Here is a 15,540-nt window from a genome sequence, read left to right on the forward strand (position 1 = left end):
GGTTCAAGTGAACAATTCTCATATCCATAATGAGCATGGCGTAACGTGTGAGCTAATTATCGATGGGGCGACCTGCGCCAGTTGTACCCGAAAGATAGAGCAAGCTTTATTGGAAGTAGATGGCGTAGACAATGCCACAATGAACTTTTCTTTACGTACCGTGACAGTAACGGGAAGCGCCTCTCCTGAGATGTTGATAAAAGCGGTTGAGCGTGCGGGGTATAACGCCAGAAGTGGCGAAGAAGCAAGCGATGAAGAGTTGCTTGACGACAAAGAGCAAGCAGACTGGGCATACTACAAGCGCTTGATACGAGAAATGACAGTCGCCTTGTCAATTGGTATTCCTTTAATGCTCTACAGTATTGTTGTCGGTGAAATGACAGTCACAACAACCACAGAGCGAATTGCATGGTTTGTCGTCGGATTGCTGACTTTAGGCGTAATGTATTTCTCGGGTAAGCATTTTTACATTGGTGCATGGAAGTCTTTTGTCAACCATAGCGCTAATATGGATACCCTCATTGCACTAGGTACTGGAACGGCATGGCTTTATTCCATGGTCGTGGTTTTTTTCCCAAATTTTGTACCGGAAATGGCACGCCATGTCTATTTCGAAGCTTCCGCTATGATTATTGGCTTAATTGACCTTGGTTTAGCCCTAGAGATAAAAGCTCGGGGGCGAACATCAGAAGCGATTAAGCGGTTAATTGGCTTACAGGCAAAGACGGCTCGGGTAATTCGAGATGGTAAAGATGTTGATATTGCTATTGAGGAAGTACTGCTTGGTGATAACGTCAGAGTCAGGCCGGGAGAAAAGGTTCCAGTGGACGGGGAGGTACTAGAGGGCCACACCAGCATAGATGAATCGATGCTGACAGGCGAACCTATGCCGGTCGAGAAGACCACTGGTGATAAGGTGGTCGCAGGAACGATGAATAAAAGTGGGTCAATCTTATTTGAAGCAACTAGGGTTGGTAAAGATACTGCGTTGGCTCAAATTATAAGCATGGTGAAACGGGCACAAAACTCAAAACCACCTATTGGACGCCTTGCTGACGTCATCTCTGCTTACTTTGTTCCCGTAGTGATGATTATTGCCATCGTCAGTTCCCTTATGTGGCTCAACTTTGGCCCAGCCCCCGCAGTCGCTTTTGCTACAGTATCTGCTACCTCTGTGTTAATTATTGCCTGTCCTTGTGCTCTGGGTTTGGCTACACCTATGTCTGTTATGGTTGGGGTCGGTAAAGCCGCAGAAGCAGGAGTATTGATCCGAAATGGTGAGGCTTTACAGACATCGTCAAAAATAACCGCCATGATCCTTGATAAAACCGGCACGATAACGTTGGGGTCGCCTAAAGTGACCCGTATCTATCTGGCAGAAGCCTCTGATGAAAATGAAGTATTGCAACTGGCTGCCAGCCTTGAGGCAGGTTCCGAACACCCATTGGCGTTGTCGATTGTTGAATCAGCCAAAGATCGGGACTTGGTTCCTGAACAAGCTGAGAAATTTCAGGCGATAGCCGGACATGGAGTAGAAGGCGTCGTCCGTGGACATCGGTTGTTTTTTGGTAACGAAAAGCTGATGCGCGATCAGTCAATTGATATTGAACCACATATCGAAACGGCTCAGCTAATGGCCAAAGAAGCGCAGACTCCTATTTATCTTGCTGTCGATGGTAAGCTGGCTGCCATCATTGCCGTATCCGATCCGATCAAGGAAGACTCCATCAGTGCAATCAAGCGATTGCAGAACAATGGTATCCGGGTCGTGATGCTCACCGGCGACAATAGGGCAACAGCTAAAGCCGTGGCCGAAAAAGTGGGAATTAAGGAGTTTTTCGCAGAAGTCTTGCCAGAAGATAAATCGAATAAAGTTGCAGAGCTACAAACGGAGGGAGAAATTGTTGGCATGACCGGTGACGGTATCAATGATGCTCCTGCTCTGGCCTTGGCCAATGTTGGCTTTGCCATCGGTACAGGAACCGATGTGGCCATAGAAAGTGCTGATATCACATTGATGCGAGGCTCCTTACACGGTCTTGCGGATGCTATAGCGGTAAGTAAAGCAACGTTGCGTAATATAAAACAGAACTTATTCGGAGCGTTTATTTATAACGTCGCTGGTGTTCCGTTTGCTGCCGGACTGTTTTATCCGTTCTTCGGGGTGCTGTTAAATCCTGTAATCGCTGGCGCGGCAATGGCATTCTCATCATTAACCGTAGTGAGTAATGCAAACCGATTACGGTTGTTCAAGGCAAAAGAACATTAACGGGAGGGAATGACATGATAATAATTAATCTACTCGGGCTGCTGTTAATAGGTTTAATTGTCTGGTGGTTTTGGCTGTATAAAGCAAAAGAGGTGACGGCAGATGAGGGAGTGATCTCGATAAAAGTTGAAAACGGTACCTATGAGCCATCACGTGTACGAGTAGAGGCAGGTAAGCCTATAACATTACGGTTTCTGCGCAAAGATGCTTCACCTTGCGCTGCGACCGTGGTGTTTGCCGACTTCGATATTAGTGAAGAGCTGCCACTGAACAAAAATAAAGATGTTTATTTGCCTCCCGGAGAACCTGGAGAGTATAGCTTTACCTGCCAAATGCAAATGTACCGTGGTACGTTAGTTATTATTGATAAAAAATGAGGTGTCGGCGCTGACCAAAGACTGATAAGAAGAATAGGGCTGGATATACATGCCTTAAAGTCTCAGTATTAGTATGGTCTTTTATTCGATCCTATTGACCTTTCCCTAGGGGAAGGGTTTATATTTTTAAGTGAGTTTTGTAAATCGATATTGTATCGGTAATTGAGAGGTTGTGATGCTAAAATCGCTGCACACAATTTGGTTGACGGGGCTAACACTGGTTGCTTTAGTGCTCTCCAGTATGCCTGTTAATGCATCTCTTAATTCACCAGTTCTAAATCAGGCTGGTGCGCAGCCGTCACTCTCTCTATCACATGATGCACACATTGATTGTTCATCATCACAACATGAGACTCTCGCTGTAAAAACTGACTGCCATGACACAGCAAATAGCGATGTTTCTGCGCATCAATGCTGTCCCGCAAGCTGTACGGCCAGTTATCCACTCATATCACAAGTTATCGTTAGTCATCATCAAACCTCTCGTTTGATACCTTTCCTTGCGGACACTGTCGAGTATGCCAACTCGGTTACTCGTTCGTTATACCGACCTCCAATAGTCTAAACCCTTCAAGGGCTATCGCTCTGTCCATCGTTACATTCACAAGCTCATTCTAAATGGCGCTTGTCAATATAACCTGCTCAACCACGTCATTAGTTTAACGAACACTTAGTAGCCGTGCTTATAAGCGCGAGAAGGTAACTTCATGAATACCAGAAGATTTTTAGTCTGTTTTTCTGCCTTTCTATTAGGTTCTCATGCACTGACAGCATTTGCCCATGAAGGTACGAATCACACCAAGGAACAAATGAGTGTAGAAGAGGCAAACCAAGATGTTCCGGCATTAACATTGGATTCCGCCAAATTTAAACAAGCAGAAACGCTTTTTCGTACCGTTGGTGGTTATGGCTGCAGCGCCTGCCATGGTCTGTTTGCACAAGGGGGTGGCAACGTGGGAGGCAATATACGAGACCACTCATTAAGCCAGATAAATGATGCGCTCAAAAATGAACCGACAATGCAGCTCCTGAATAATGCGCTTAGCGATGGAGAAAAGTATCTGTTGGCGGGATATCTGAAAGCCTTAGGTAATCTACAGCTCATTGAATGGACGATAGATGGTGACGTTTCATACACCGAAGTAAACGTCGACAAAAGCAATACTAATCAACTGGTTATTTTAAACAAAACCTTTGAAACCCTGGATTTGACGTTGAAGCCGATTGGATCTGGCCGTGCATTGTCAATTGAACCTTATGAGACCAAATCCTACTCATGGACCGCAAATGCCGGTGATTACAGATTGAAGTACAAACAGCATGTTCTTGACATGCATGTCATGTTCTAAAAAATTAAGGGAAATTTGATGAAAAAGTATCTTAACATTACCGCAATTTCAGCACTTGTGTTTAGTGTAAATGCCTTCGCTAACCCAGTCGTGGAACTTTATAAATCACCAACTTGTGGTTGTTGCAGTCAATGGGCGGCCACAATGGAGAAAGAAGGCTATCAAGTCAACGTTCACAAACAACACAACTGGGATTCAGTGAAAGCGCCTTTCAATATGCCTAAACAGCTTAGCTCATGCCATACCGCGATTATTGATGGCTATATGATTGAAGGTCATGTGCCAGAGGCAGAGGTAGCCCGTCTTCTAAAAGAACGTCCGGCAAATATATCAGGCATAGCAGTACCAGGAATGCCTCGTTATTCCCCAGGTATGGCTCGTGATGGAGAAGCATATAAAAACTTCAACGTTGTCGCTTTCGATAAAAATGGTAAACCAAGCCTGTATAAAAAATATGACTAACCTGCCACTGCCTAAGAATTTTGGTATTGGCTTATAACATGGAGAATATATTATGAGTTGCTGTAATCGACCTCCTGCAGGAGGCCCCAACAATAACGAAATGGGTTCTATGCTTAAAGGGATAGGTGTGTTGTTAGTCTTGATCTTAGCGTTAGCTTATTTCTTTGGCTAGTGTTCAATTCTTTATCAGGCAACAATCCGGCCACTTACATACTACTGGCCGGATTGTTCTTGCCATGAGACATAACTAACTCGCGGAGCGCAAGGTGATTTGGAAGGTCGTGTGTTGGCCTTTAGACTTTACATTTATCTCACCATCATAGGCGTGCACAATTGATTGAGTGATGGATAAGCCTAATCCAGCGCCAATGCTCCCCAGATTTTGGCGTGATTTATCTGCCCGATAAAAACGATCGAAAATATACGGTAAGCTTTGCTTAGGAATCTCGTCACCCTGGTTACTGACTGATATTGTTAAGTGTTTGCCGACTTCTTGTACTTTAATAATGATCGTCGAATGAGCATAAGCATGGCGAATGGCATTAGAAAGCAAATTGCCCACGGCTCGCTCAAACATATTCTTATCCATGTAAAGTCGCCCTTTACCAGAGCTTACTATCTGCACTTCGGCATCATCAGCGAGTATCTCAAAATACTCCACTAGGCGAGCAAGTTCCTCATGCACTGCGAACACTTCGTCATTGCGATGTATTAGCTTGTTTTCTGCTTTCGCGATGTACAGCAAATCATTGATGGTCTTAGTGATGCGATAGAGCTCTTCCAACGTTGAGGCTATCGCATCCTGATACTCTTCTGGTGATCGGCAGGCTCCCAAAATAACCTGGTTTTGCGTCGTAATATTGGTAAGTGGCGTTTTTAATTCATGGGCAATATCCGAAGAAAACTCGCTTAACCGACGAAACCCCATCTGTAATCGATCGAGCATTGCATTGTGCTTGTTTGCCAAGTCTCGCAGTTCTGTTGGCAAAGAATCAGGATCGATACGGATCCCCATCTGTTCTAGCGAAACTTGCTGAATGTGCTTATTAAGTCCAACGAGCGGTTGAAGCCCTCGCTTTACGATAAAGCTGCTAAATACAGAAGAGAATAAAAATGCAAAGCCAAGTAACCAGAATAGAATCCAATTCAACTTGTCTAAAAATAAAAAGTGGTGATTAATACTCATACCAAGCACGACCACATAATCGCCCGTCTGAAATGCAAAGGCACGAATATTAAGCGAATCTTCGCTCCATTCTATCGCCCGGTCGTTGTTTAAAATTTGTGGCGAGCTGAGGGTATAGGCCCGAACTTGAGGAATCGTTAGGCTTGAGTTTTGATAGATAGCGTTTTTGCCTTTAAACACCCACATGTAGAGTGGGGTACTGTTTGACTGTTTAAATATTGATTCTGGCGACTTTTCTAAATCCTTATCAATGGCATTAAACCTACTGGAGATATAGTTGAAATCTTGAGTGTAAAAGTGGCGTTCTATCGCATAGTGGAGAATGAAAGCCAAAGAAAAATAGGTGACAAGCGTCATACCAATGAACATCAGCACGAGCCTGTTTTTCATAGATAAAGGGAGTGAAAGTTTAGGCATCGGGGATATCTTCTAATTTGTAGCCCATTCCTCTAATTGTGTGAATCATTGGTTTATCGAAAGGTTTATCCACTTTACTGCGCAGGCGTTTGACCGCCACATCAATGACATTGGTATCACTGTCAAAATTCATATCCCAGACTAACGAGGCAATCGTGGTGCGAGAAAGCACTTGTCCAGTTTTTCGCATCATCAGTTCTAATAAGGCATATTCTTTGGCAGTAAGAGGGATCGAGTGTCCTGCTCGCGTGGCAACCCGTTTGATCATATCCAGCTCCAAATCCGCTACGCGTAATATTTGGGGCGAAGCGACCACCTGCGCTGCAGTATGATGACGAAATACATTTTGAATTCGTGCCATTAGTTCAGCGAACGCATAAGGTTTTACCACATAATCATTAGCGCCTAGCTCGAAGCCACGTACACGATCTTCTACTTGTTCTTTTGCTGTCAGCATAATCACTGGCGTGTGAATCCCGCTACTACGCAATGTATTAAGTACCTGCCAACCGTCGAGTTTTGGCAACATAATATCGAGGAGAATCAGATCATACTCTTCACTGGTCGCGTGGTAGAGCCCATCGACACCGTCGTGCACTAAGTCCACTACATACCCAGACTCAATCAACCCCTTTTGTAGATATTCTCCGGCTTTATGTTCATCTTCGACGATCAGTATCTTCAAGTTAACTTACCTATGGCATTAGCGGGATGGGTAAACGCTCAGTATAAATAGATAAAAAAGAGCATGATGTGAGCCACAGTATACTCTTTTCCATTGACATGACATTATTGATTATCACGACGTTCTACATAATGCACTTTGACGTTCACCTTACCCAGGTACTCCAGTTGACCATTTTCATTCATGCGCTCTTGTACCGTGACGAAACCACCGTCTTTCAAGTGAGTGCTTCGTGATTTCACATTGAAGGTCAAAATATTGAGCTCTTTGTTCAGTTCGCTCGCTGGCAACGATTTAAGAGTATTAAGTTCGGATAACGCTTGTTGATAAGCTTCATCCGACGATGACGTTGGTGCGACATAAATCGTTTTCATCTCTTCACGGCTAACGTAGTTGCCCGCCGCGTATAGAGGTTGCGCCAATGCTGACGCGCTGGTCATTGTCATAACAGTAACGAAAAGAGCCGTTTTGATTGTGTTCATGTTTTTATCCTTTGAGTGCTTGTTTTCAGTGTTGACATTATTGAATATCGCCTCTGACACCACCCTTTCAGTAAAGTGACTTTTTTGTCATGAAAGGTAAGTTTTTAATCATGAGCAGGGACAACGGGATTTGTTATATAGGGGGCTTAAAGACTGGAAGCAAATTTGATTAGATTCAATCAAATAGAGAGTATAGCGCGTCCAATTGTACAAGAGTATTGTAAGAGTTTTCTGTTTGATGCAGAGATCTATTGCCCCGGAACCTGATATAAAGCCCGCTGATTGCGAACTATAATTATATAAAGTACCAATCGAGCCAATCCATTATGTGTCATGTTTTACTCGCTCTTCCTTTATTAGTACTGCCAATTTTTTGGTTGGCTCCTTTATCCATCGCGATTCCAGTCTATGGCCTGATTTTTACGATTTCTGTGATCATCTATTGGCTTGCCTATCGCGCGATGCATTTACCCGTTGTTACGGGGGCTGAAGCTCTTCTTCACCAAGTGGGGACAGTAGTCGGCATAAAGAACGGGTTATATAAGGTTCGTTTAAACAATGAATATTGGAATGCGCTTTCTGATGAGCAGTTACAATCAGGCGAGCATGTCGAGGTTTGTTCGGTTCATGGAAATACGCTGGACATTAAACGTAGTAAGAGTTGAGTGATACATTGCCAAATGTAACGTCCAGAAATACGTTTATTGATTCCTCCTGATTTAGAGTTTTTACCACTGAAACCCAAAAGGTGATAAAAACCATTTCTACTATTGGCTTACGTATTTATGTCAACCGCTTATCTGTTAATTTCTTGTCTTAAACTTGCTTTTGCCCCAAAACCATTTAGATCTTATGCCCATTACACCTTCTGAAAATTGTACATGCCCCAGTTTTTATAATGAGTCAGAAATAGAAGGACATTGAATGTGAAAGGCTGCTAGCTAGACACATATAGTCATCACGCTATCGAGTCGCGACGGCATTGTCCTGGTGTTACGCCAAATCTTTTCTTGAAAATCTTGCATAGATAGCTGATGTCCCGAACGCCCACTTCATCTCCAAGTTGGGCAAGGTCATGATTAGAATGCTTCAATCGCCAGTAAACATGTTGTAAACGTAACTCTTGCCAATAATGACGCGCTGAGATGCTGAGCTTTTGCTGAAATAAGCGGTCTAATTGTCGTCGACTAATCCCGATGAGCGCAGCAACCTGTTCTACGCTTATTCTCTGTTCTAAGTTTTCTTGCATCAAAGAAATCGCTCTGTCCATATGACGATTCCCGTATAGTCTTTGCTCTGACGACTTCAGGCGGTGTTGCATACTGCGATTTTCATCAACCAGCATATCCGCTAGCCCTTTTTCTGCCTTCGTTTGCCCGACATGCTTTTGCAAAATTGCCACCGCAAGGTCGATAGTGGCACTTCCGCCAGTGCAACTGATTAGCTTTTTATCAAAATGATAAAGCTGTTCATCTCTTACGATCACTTTAGGGTAGGTTGCTTGGAACTCACTATGATGCCGCCAATGAACCACAGTTTGATGACGGTTAAGTAGCCCTAACTCAGCTAAAGTAAAGCAAGCGTTATCAATGCTGACGATTGGTATTCCATTGGCAACGACATTTCGAACAAAAGAGCGGTAATAAGCGGCTTGCTGCTGAGATTCAGATGCAGTGCGGCTACCAAAGAAAACCACATAGTCAAAATCCGCAGGTTTAACGTCACTAAAATCGATATCTACTCTAATGGGGATCCCACTACTAGAAATGACTAATCCTTTGTTGTGCGACAAAACTTTCCATGAGCAATATCGTTGTTGACTGTGATCCGCTTCATCTGCCGAGAATCGGAGCTTATCTAAGAAGCCACCAAACGGAAGCATGTTGAAGTTATTTAGAGGTATCAATAAAAATCGGACACCATTATTTTCATTCATTTGTATTGAACCTTTGTCTAAATATTCATATTTTACGTCCAGAATATACCATAGATAAATTGAGAACTGAGAGATACTAATCTCCCTTGAGTTCTCAATTTACTGGTTGGTTATGACGTTTGAAATTTGGTGTGTCTTTGCTTTGTCTGCACTGGGTCTTGCTTGTGTTCCCGGTCCTAACTCGCTTTTAGCTCTTAGCCACGGTGCACGATATGGCTATAAGAAGACAATTTGGACAATATGCGGTGGCGTGAGTGGCTTTTTCATCTTGATTACGGTAGCTATGCTGGGGTTAGGTACCATCCTAGAAGCAAAACCTGAGTTGATGATTGGTCTTCAATGGTTGGGGGCTTTATATCTTGCATGGCTGGGTTTCAAACTGTTCTTCGCGTCTGCAATTAGTATTGAGCAAACAACAACTGTAGTGTCTGTTTTGCCTAAAGAACTATTTAAGCAAGGTTATTTCGCTGCTTTGTCTAACCCGAAAGTCTTACTATTTTTCACTGCTTTTTTAGCTCAGTTTATTAACCCCGACGAGGGGTTTATCCCCCAATTTCTGGTGATAACATTCAGCTTTCTTTGTATTGAATTCGCCGTAGAGTATATCGTGGCCAGATTGGCTGATAAGGTTAAAACAGTGCTTTTAGCCAATGGGCGAATTTTCAATCAATGTTGTGGTACAGTTTTTTTGCTGTTAGCTGCGGTAGCTGTTGTAAAAAGCCTAGTCTAACTGAATAACTAAGCTGTTCTTTGGGACCTTAATATTGGGGGGAATGCGCTTACTTAAATCGTAACACCTTTGCCTGCTTCTCTTTCTGTCTGACTATACTTCCCACTAACAGGTATATTAGGCAATGACCATATCGGGCTGTGGCAGCAGTACTTTGCCCAAATTCATATTATCCGAAGTTGATGACTTCGAGCATTAGCTCTAACACATTTATGTCCAAAACCGAGTTTCGACAACCTGTAATGTGTTTGTGATGTGTTGCTATGCTTGGGGATTGATGATGTTGTTGATGTGTGATGTTTCTATCGCGTATGAGTTGGTATCAGAGCAGGCAACTTGAAAGCTCAGCGTTTATATCAGGCCTATCATGTAAGAAAGTTTCTTACGCAGTTTTCGGATGAAAGTATAAAATTGCTGATTTATACTGCAATTTTATGCTGTTATTTACTGCAAATACAATTCTAACTTATTGATTTTCTGTTGTGGGTTATGCTGACTTATGCTGCGCGTATCATGGCTGGATCCATACGGTTTCGCATGTCTCCGCTGAAAGTAGAAGTTGTCGAAATCAATTTCATACCCACTCAGGCAACGATTTATAACGAGCTTAAGTAAGCGTTATCCTAAATGCTTAAACTGCAACGCTATCAGTCGCTGATAGAGCTCACAGCTTTGCATCAATGATTGGTGGTTACCAATATCGACCAGTGCGCCATTGTCTAAAACCGCTATCTTATCTGCATGTTGGATGGTCGATAAACGATGAGCAATGATCAGTGTGGTACGGCCTTTCATTAGCGCCTCAAGCGCTTGCTGAACATGATGTTCACTTTCGCTATCGAGAGCGCTGGTGGCTTCATCAAGCAGTAGGATTTTGGGATCTTTAAGAATGGCACGCGCAATCGCAATTCGCTGTTTTTGCCCTCCTGATAGCCTTACGCCGCGCTCGCCTAAAAAGCTGCGATAGCCTTCAGGCAGCTTTTCAATAAACTCATGTGCATGGGCTTTTTTCGCCGCTTCGATAACTTGTTCGTCCGTTGCCTCTGGATTGCCGTAGCGAATATTGTGGAATACGTCGTGGCTAAATAAAGCGGGTTGCTGAGGAACGAGTGCCATTTGCTGACGAAGCTCTTTCGGGTCAAACTGGCGAATGTCCACGCCTCCAAACAGAACCTGACCTTGTTGTGGGTCGTAAAAACGTTGTAGTAGTTCGAAGAGTGTCGTTTTACCAGCACCAGACGGACCAACCAACGCCAATACTTTACCTTGCTCAGCGGTGAGATTTAATTCCTTAATGGCCGGTTGGTCGGGACGAGAAGGATAGTTGAAATTAACTGAGCTAAATGCCACCTCTGCTGAGATGGTTGTGCTTATCGGTAAAGCATGGTCCGGCGCACTAATATCGCTCTCAACTTGGAGAATCTCAATCAACCTTTCAGTGGCACCAGCGGCCCTTTGTAGCTCGCCAAGTACTTCAGAAATGGTTGCTGTGGAGGACGCGACCATAATGGCATAAAACACAAATGCTGCTAGGTCACCGGCTGACATTTTACCGTGGATGACATCGCTGCCACCTACCCAAAGCATGCCGGCAATCGCGCTAAACACGATCACAATGACACCCGATATTAAAATCGCGCGTTGCTTTACTCGCTGTCTACCGACCTCAAATGCTTTTTCTACTTCCACGGCAAAGGCGGCTTTCTCATGTTGTTCTGAGCTAAAGCTTTGTACTGTTTTAATATGCTCTATCGCTTCTCCTGCATAGCTGCCCACATCTGCCATGGAGTCTTGGCTTTGGCGGGATAGTGCACGCACTCGTCGCCCATAGACCAAAATAGGCACCAAAACGAAGGGCACAGAAGCCAGTACAATCAGAGTGAGTTTAAAGTTGGTCGCAAACAACATAATGATCGCGCCAATACACATTAACGCACTGCGCATGGCCATCGAAAATGAGGATCCGATAATGCTCTGCAGCAAAGTCGTGTCAGTGGTGAGGCGCGACATAATATCGCCACTGCTGTTGGTCTCAAAATAACTCGGGTGCAGAGAAATAACATGGTTAAACACCGCGAGGCGAATATCAGCGCTAACGCGCTCACCTACTGATGAAACAAGATAGAAGCGAAAGAAAGTACCGATAGCAATACACAGAGTGACACCGACAATAAATTGAATCGCACTCGTTAGTTCTTGCAATGATTGTTGAGCAAACCCTTGGTCGATCAGCATCCGCACTCCATAGCCCACCGATAGCGTCAGGCTTGCGGTCGCGACTAGTGCGATCAAGGCTGCGGTAACTCGCCACTTATAAGGAGAAACAAAGGTGTTTAGCTTAAGAAGAATGCTGAGGTTTTTGTTATTTTTGCTGCTCATGAGTGGTCCACAAACCTTTAATAGTATTTGGAATAGTAAGTCACTTAGTCTGGTGAAACCAGTAGCGTTTACTTTTGAGGAACGATGAACGGTAGAAGTGGTCCCCAATTTTCGGACATGACTTTAAGTGATTGATCTGTTTTGATAGTACCCAACAATACTGGAACAGATTATGACTAGAAAACGTAGAAACCACTCTCCTGAGTTCAAAGCTAAAGTGGCACTTGCTGCCGCCAAAGGTGATAAAACTGTTGCTGAGTTAGCGCAGAAGTACAACCTGCACCCTAACCAAATCTCAACATGGAAAAAAGAGTTGCTTGAAAATGCTGCCATGATTTTTGCTTCTGAAACTCAGTCGGGCAAGGACAGCTCCGAAGAAGTGGACAAACTCCACGCCAAGATCGGTCAATTGACCATGGAAAATGATTTTTTGGCCAAAGTGCTCGGTCGCTAGACCGAGCACAGCGAAAAAGTTCGCTGGATAAATCCACCCTGTTACCAATAAAGCGTCAGTGCGAGCTTCTTAATGTTGCTCGCTCTACGGCTTATTATCAGCCTGTCGGACTCTCTGTTGAAGAGATTGAATTACGTCGTATGATTGACGAAATCCACCTTCAATATCCGTTCATGGGCAGTAGGCGTATTCGAACCGAGCTGGCTAAAAAGGGCCACAACGTTAATCGCAAGCGTATTGTTCGGATCATGCGAGATATGGGCATTGGAGCGATTTATCCCAAGCCAAAAACAACACTGGCGAATAAAGCTCACAAGGTTTACCCCTACCTGTTACGTGATATTGAAGTCACTTACCCGAACCAAGCTTGGGCTATTGATATCACGTACATCCCAATGGCTAAAGGGTTCCTGTACCTAGTCGCCATTATCGACTGGTATAGCCGTAAAGTGTTGTCTTGGCGCTTATCGAACACCATGGATACAAGCTTTTGCATTGAGGCTCTTGAAGACGCGCTTCAACATTACGGGCCGCCTGATATCTTTAACTCCGATCAGGGTAGCCAGTTCACCAGTACTGACTTCACGGAGAAGTTACTTGACCACGGAGTACGGATCAGCATGGATGGAAAAGGTCGCTGGGTTGATAATGTCTTTATCGAACGACTATGGCGAAGCCTAAAATATGAGGAGGTTTATTTAAAAGCGTACACCACACCCCGAGAGGCAGAGCTTGAAATCGGTCACTACATGGTGTTTTATAATGAAGAGCGTAATCATCAAGGACTCAATGACCTCACTCCTGATGAAGTCTACTTCGGCAGACAAAGATACGCTGCATGAGCAAGATCAACCACTTAAGAAATTAGCTTATGTGTCCAACCATCGGGGTCCACTTCTGGTATTTACTATAAAAATGAAAAGATAAACTGGTTATACAGAAAGTGGGTGGCAAATGTGTATAAGAGCTTTTTCTTCTTAAAAGAGCTTGAGCTACTTTCACCGCTAAAACGACCATGTTTCCGAACGAACTAATCTGATGAGACTGTACAGACAGCGCTAATTTCTGGCTTTTCAAAACAGTTGAAACTAATACTTAAGTTAACCTTATGTTCTTTGCCAAATGATGTTTACTCTAATAGCTGAGTAGAATTAATAAGCATCTGCTGTAGGTAAATGTACTTAGATAAATGTTCAACTCTATAAAACGAGACAGCGGATGTTACTAAGACAATTCATGTCCTTAAAACTGTTATTAAGTTCATCCATACTATTCCTATTAACAAGCTGTGCGATTATCCCTGAAGACTTAGTTATGTCGAGCCCAGGAATGCATCTCACAAAGGCTGAAGTCACCAATCAACTGGCAATGGATGAATTAGCACTACAATCGTTAATCATGTCGATGGCCGATGATTACATCGCTTCTGTTTCTGAAGTTGCCTTCCTGCACTTACGACCAAAAACTGAAAATAGTCACGAACGAGTGTTAGTTCAATCCTTTATGCGCAACAGTTTAGGGGCTGCAACAGAAATAGCTGCAGGACGAAGCCCCGATATCGCGTTACTCGATCTCCTTGTGTTATCAACATTACAACGCTCAACTTTCGAGAATTATTGGATACCCAAAATATGGGGAGCCGAAAGAGCTCAGGATGCTTTAAATCAATTAAAGAAAACAGAAGATCGCCTTTGGCAGCGCTCCTCTCGGCTGTTGACACCTTCGCAGCAACAGGTACTTCGTGACTTGATAGATGTTTGGCTCGAAGAAAATCCGGATAGGCTAGTCGTTGAGCTAACCCGATTTGACTCCTTCACAGATGCTCGTTGGATACCTCAGCATCGGCACCGACAAGAAGCCAAAGGTTTACTCGAAGAGATCGATTCTGCTGTGAGCACCGTTGATAGAGCATTGCTGTTTGGCGAACGTGCAATGTGGTATTCCAGTCGCTTGACTTATATTGCAGGCGAGCAGGTAGAACTATCGGCTTACCGTATACTTGCTTCTCCCGAGATTCAAGAGATGCTAGCTCGATACGATGAAGCGAAAGAGAGGTTTGAAGAACTCCAATCGACATTGGCTTCGTATCCGACCTCACTCGCTGAACTAGAAAATAAGCTTGTTGAAGACATCCAGAAAGAGCGTGAGCTCGCGCTCAACCAACTTTTTGAATACATTGCCTATGAACGGGAACAGATCTTTGAGTTAGTTTCAAACAGTAGCAACAAAGCAGAACAGATGCTGCCTGCGACACTAGAGTTAGTAAAGGCATCTTCGGACCTGGCTGACAAAACCAACCAAGCGAGTATCAATATTGACCGTTTATTAGCGCGCTTTGATGAGAGTTCAACTGATTTAGCCGGAGGACCTCCAGTCAACCCACTGGAGCTAATTCAGGCATCCAGCGATCTTGCCAATCAGTTACAGCAGCTAATCTCGCATCTACAACGCGATATCAATGAATTGGAAAGGCTATCTACCAACGTGCTGGACCATATCTTCTGGCGTATTGCCATTCTGATCCTGCTTGTTTTCATTGGCTTAGTCATCCTGCGGTTTATTCCAAGAAGGCTGAAATAAAATACACTGAATAGCCTCCGCGTCAGTAGACACTAGATAGCTTCTCTTGGAGCGTTCCCCCTTGGCCTTTTGTTTAAAAATCACGCACGAAAGATCAGCACGTCCTAATGAGATGTTAAATCTTTGTGCAATAAGTGAGATTTTTGTTGTTCTTTTACTAATGTCTAATATTCCTACCGATAGCAATACATGCTTAATAAGCTCAGTTCAAAAATTGGCTCCAAACCTCTTTCT

14 protein-coding genes are annotated in these 15,540 nt (G+C 43.8%); 8 read left to right on the forward strand and 6 right to left on the reverse strand.

Going from position 1 to position 15,540, the window contains the following annotated elements:
* Window positions 1-7: 7 nt before the first annotated feature.
* Entirely contained in the window at window positions 8-2,269 is a 2,262-nt protein-coding gene (locus DBX26_RS22985) for a heavy metal translocating P-type ATPase (RefSeq protein ID WP_118121017.1), read from the forward strand.
* A gap of 14 nt (window positions 2,270-2,283) precedes the next feature.
* Window positions 2,284-2,646, forward strand: a complete 363-nt coding sequence (locus DBX26_RS22990) for a cupredoxin domain-containing protein (RefSeq protein WP_025767093.1) — start codon at window positions 2,284-2,286, stop codon at window positions 2,644-2,646.
* Between the two features lie 260 nt (window positions 2,647-2,906).
* Here DBX26_RS22990 and DBX26_RS25555 read toward each other — a convergent pair whose 3' ends face one another.
* A complete protein-coding gene (locus DBX26_RS25555; protein WP_162889761.1) occupies window positions 2,907-3,092 on the reverse strand; it encodes a hypothetical protein in 186 nt (61 codons plus the stop codon).
* A gap of 261 nt (window positions 3,093-3,353) precedes the next feature.
* On the opposite strand from DBX26_RS25555, the gene DBX26_RS22995 reads away from it, so the two are divergent.
* Window positions 3,354-3,995 (forward strand): hypothetical protein, encoded by a 642-nt coding sequence (locus DBX26_RS22995; protein WP_118121018.1) that lies wholly within the window; start codon window positions 3,354-3,356, stop codon window positions 3,993-3,995.
* Window positions 3,996-4,013: 18 nt separating this feature from the next.
* Window positions 4,014-4,457 carry a DUF411 domain-containing protein gene (locus tag DBX26_RS23000; protein ID WP_025767091.1) on the forward strand — a complete coding sequence of 148 codons (444 nt, stop codon included), beginning with the start codon at window positions 4,014-4,016 and terminating at the stop codon, window positions 4,455-4,457.
* 247 nt (window positions 4,458-4,704) lie between these two features.
* Here DBX26_RS23000 and DBX26_RS23005 read toward each other — a convergent pair whose 3' ends face one another.
* The 3 genes from DBX26_RS23005 to DBX26_RS23015 all read right to left on the reverse strand — a co-directional run bounded on the left by DBX26_RS23005 (window position 4,705) and on the right by DBX26_RS23015 (window position 7,227).
* Window positions 4,705-6,060 (reverse strand): heavy metal sensor histidine kinase, encoded by a 1,356-nt coding sequence (locus tag DBX26_RS23005; protein WP_044129450.1) that lies wholly within the window; start codon window positions 6,058-6,060, stop codon window positions 4,705-4,707.
* Entirely contained in the window at window positions 6,053-6,745 is a 693-nt protein-coding gene (locus DBX26_RS23010) for a heavy metal response regulator transcription factor (RefSeq protein ID WP_025767090.1), read from the reverse strand. Before DBX26_RS23010 ends, DBX26_RS23005 begins: the two co-directional genes overlap by 8 nt.
* 104 nt (window positions 6,746-6,849) lie before the next feature.
* Complete coding sequence (locus tag DBX26_RS23015) at window positions 6,850-7,227, reverse strand: DUF3316 domain-containing protein (RefSeq protein ID WP_065300088.1); 378 nt, start codon at window positions 7,225-7,227, stop codon at window positions 6,850-6,852.
* Window positions 7,228-7,553: 326 nt separating this feature from the next.
* Between DBX26_RS23015 and DBX26_RS23020 the strand changes: the two genes are divergently transcribed.
* Window positions 7,554-7,892, forward strand: coding sequence for an NfeD family protein (locus DBX26_RS23020; protein WP_118121020.1), 339 nt, complete (start codon window positions 7,554-7,556; stop codon window positions 7,890-7,892).
* Window positions 7,893-8,185: 293 nt separating this feature from the next.
* On the opposite strand, the gene DBX26_RS23025 is transcribed toward DBX26_RS23020, so the two are convergent.
* Entirely contained in the window at window positions 8,186-9,163 is a 978-nt protein-coding gene (locus DBX26_RS23025; protein ID WP_118121021.1) for a GlxA family transcriptional regulator, read from the reverse strand.
* A gap of 112 nt (window positions 9,164-9,275) precedes the next feature.
* Between DBX26_RS23025 and DBX26_RS23030 the strand changes: the two genes are divergently transcribed.
* The gene (locus DBX26_RS23030) at window positions 9,276-9,893 is read left to right on the forward strand and encodes a LysE family translocator (protein ID WP_118121022.1); all 618 of its coding nucleotides are present in this window, start codon (window positions 9,276-9,278) and stop codon (window positions 9,891-9,893) included.
* A gap of 618 nt (window positions 9,894-10,511) precedes the next feature.
* On the opposite strand, the gene DBX26_RS23035 is transcribed toward DBX26_RS23030, so the two are convergent.
* A complete protein-coding gene (locus DBX26_RS23035; protein WP_118121023.1) occupies window positions 10,512-12,272 on the reverse strand; it encodes an ABC transporter ATP-binding protein/permease in 1,761 nt (586 codons plus the stop codon).
* A 172-nt stretch (window positions 12,273-12,444) separates the two neighbouring features.
* On the opposite strand from DBX26_RS23035, the gene DBX26_RS23040 reads away from it, so the two are divergent.
* A protein-coding gene (locus DBX26_RS23040) for an IS3 family transposase (RefSeq protein ID WP_115389043.1) occupies window positions 12,445-13,568 on the forward strand; the annotation gives its coding sequence in 2 pieces (ribosomal slippage) (window positions 12,445-12,697 and window positions 12,697-13,568; 1,125 coding nt in all).
* A 394-nt stretch (window positions 13,569-13,962) separates the two neighbouring features.
* The gene (locus DBX26_RS23045; protein ID WP_254063572.1) at window positions 13,963-15,306 is read left to right on the forward strand and encodes a hypothetical protein; all 1,344 of its coding nucleotides are present in this window, start codon (window positions 13,963-13,965) and stop codon (window positions 15,304-15,306) included.
* Window positions 15,307-15,540: the final 234 nt, after the last annotated feature.

Origin of the sequence: Vibrio sp. dhg (assembly GCF_003443775.1) — a bacterium.
Lineage (GTDB): Bacteria > Pseudomonadota > Gammaproteobacteria > Enterobacterales > Vibrionaceae > Vibrio > Vibrio natriegens.

What these genes read in the sequence shown, in the direction of transcription:
- DBX26_RS22990 (WP_025767093.1), top strand. Translation starts at nt 2,284, where the DNA reads ATGATAATAATTAATCTACTCGGGCTGCTGTTAATAGGTTTAATTGTC.
- DBX26_RS22995 (WP_118121018.1), top strand. Translation starts at nt 3,354, where the DNA reads ATGAATACCAGAAGATTTTTAGTCTGTTTTTCTGCCTTTCTATTAGGT.
- DBX26_RS23000 (WP_025767091.1), top strand. Translation starts at nt 4,014, where the DNA reads ATGAAAAAGTATCTTAACATTACCGCAATTTCAGCACTTGTGTTTAGT.
- DBX26_RS23005 (WP_044129450.1), bottom strand. Translation starts at nt 6,060, where the DNA reads ATGCCTAAACTTTCACTCCCTTTATCTATGAAAAACAGGCTCGTGCTG.
- DBX26_RS23015 (WP_065300088.1), bottom strand. Translation starts at nt 7,227, where the DNA reads ATGAACACAATCAAAACGGCTCTTTTCGTTACTGTTATGACAATGACC.
- DBX26_RS23020 (WP_118121020.1), top strand. Translation starts at nt 7,554, where the DNA reads ATGTGTCATGTTTTACTCGCTCTTCCTTTATTAGTACTGCCAATTTTT.
- DBX26_RS23025 (WP_118121021.1), bottom strand. Translation starts at nt 9,163, where the DNA reads ATGAATGAAAATAATGGTGTCCGATTTTTATTGATACCTCTAAATAAC.
- DBX26_RS23030 (WP_118121022.1), top strand. Translation starts at nt 9,276, where the DNA reads ATGACGTTTGAAATTTGGTGTGTCTTTGCTTTGTCTGCACTGGGTCTT.
- DBX26_RS23035 (WP_118121023.1), bottom strand. Translation starts at nt 12,272, where the DNA reads ATGAGCAGCAAAAATAACAAAAACCTCAGCATTCTTCTTAAGCTAAAC.
- DBX26_RS23045 (WP_254063572.1), top strand. Translation starts at nt 13,963, where the DNA reads ATGTCCTTAAAACTGTTATTAAGTTCATCCATACTATTCCTATTAACA.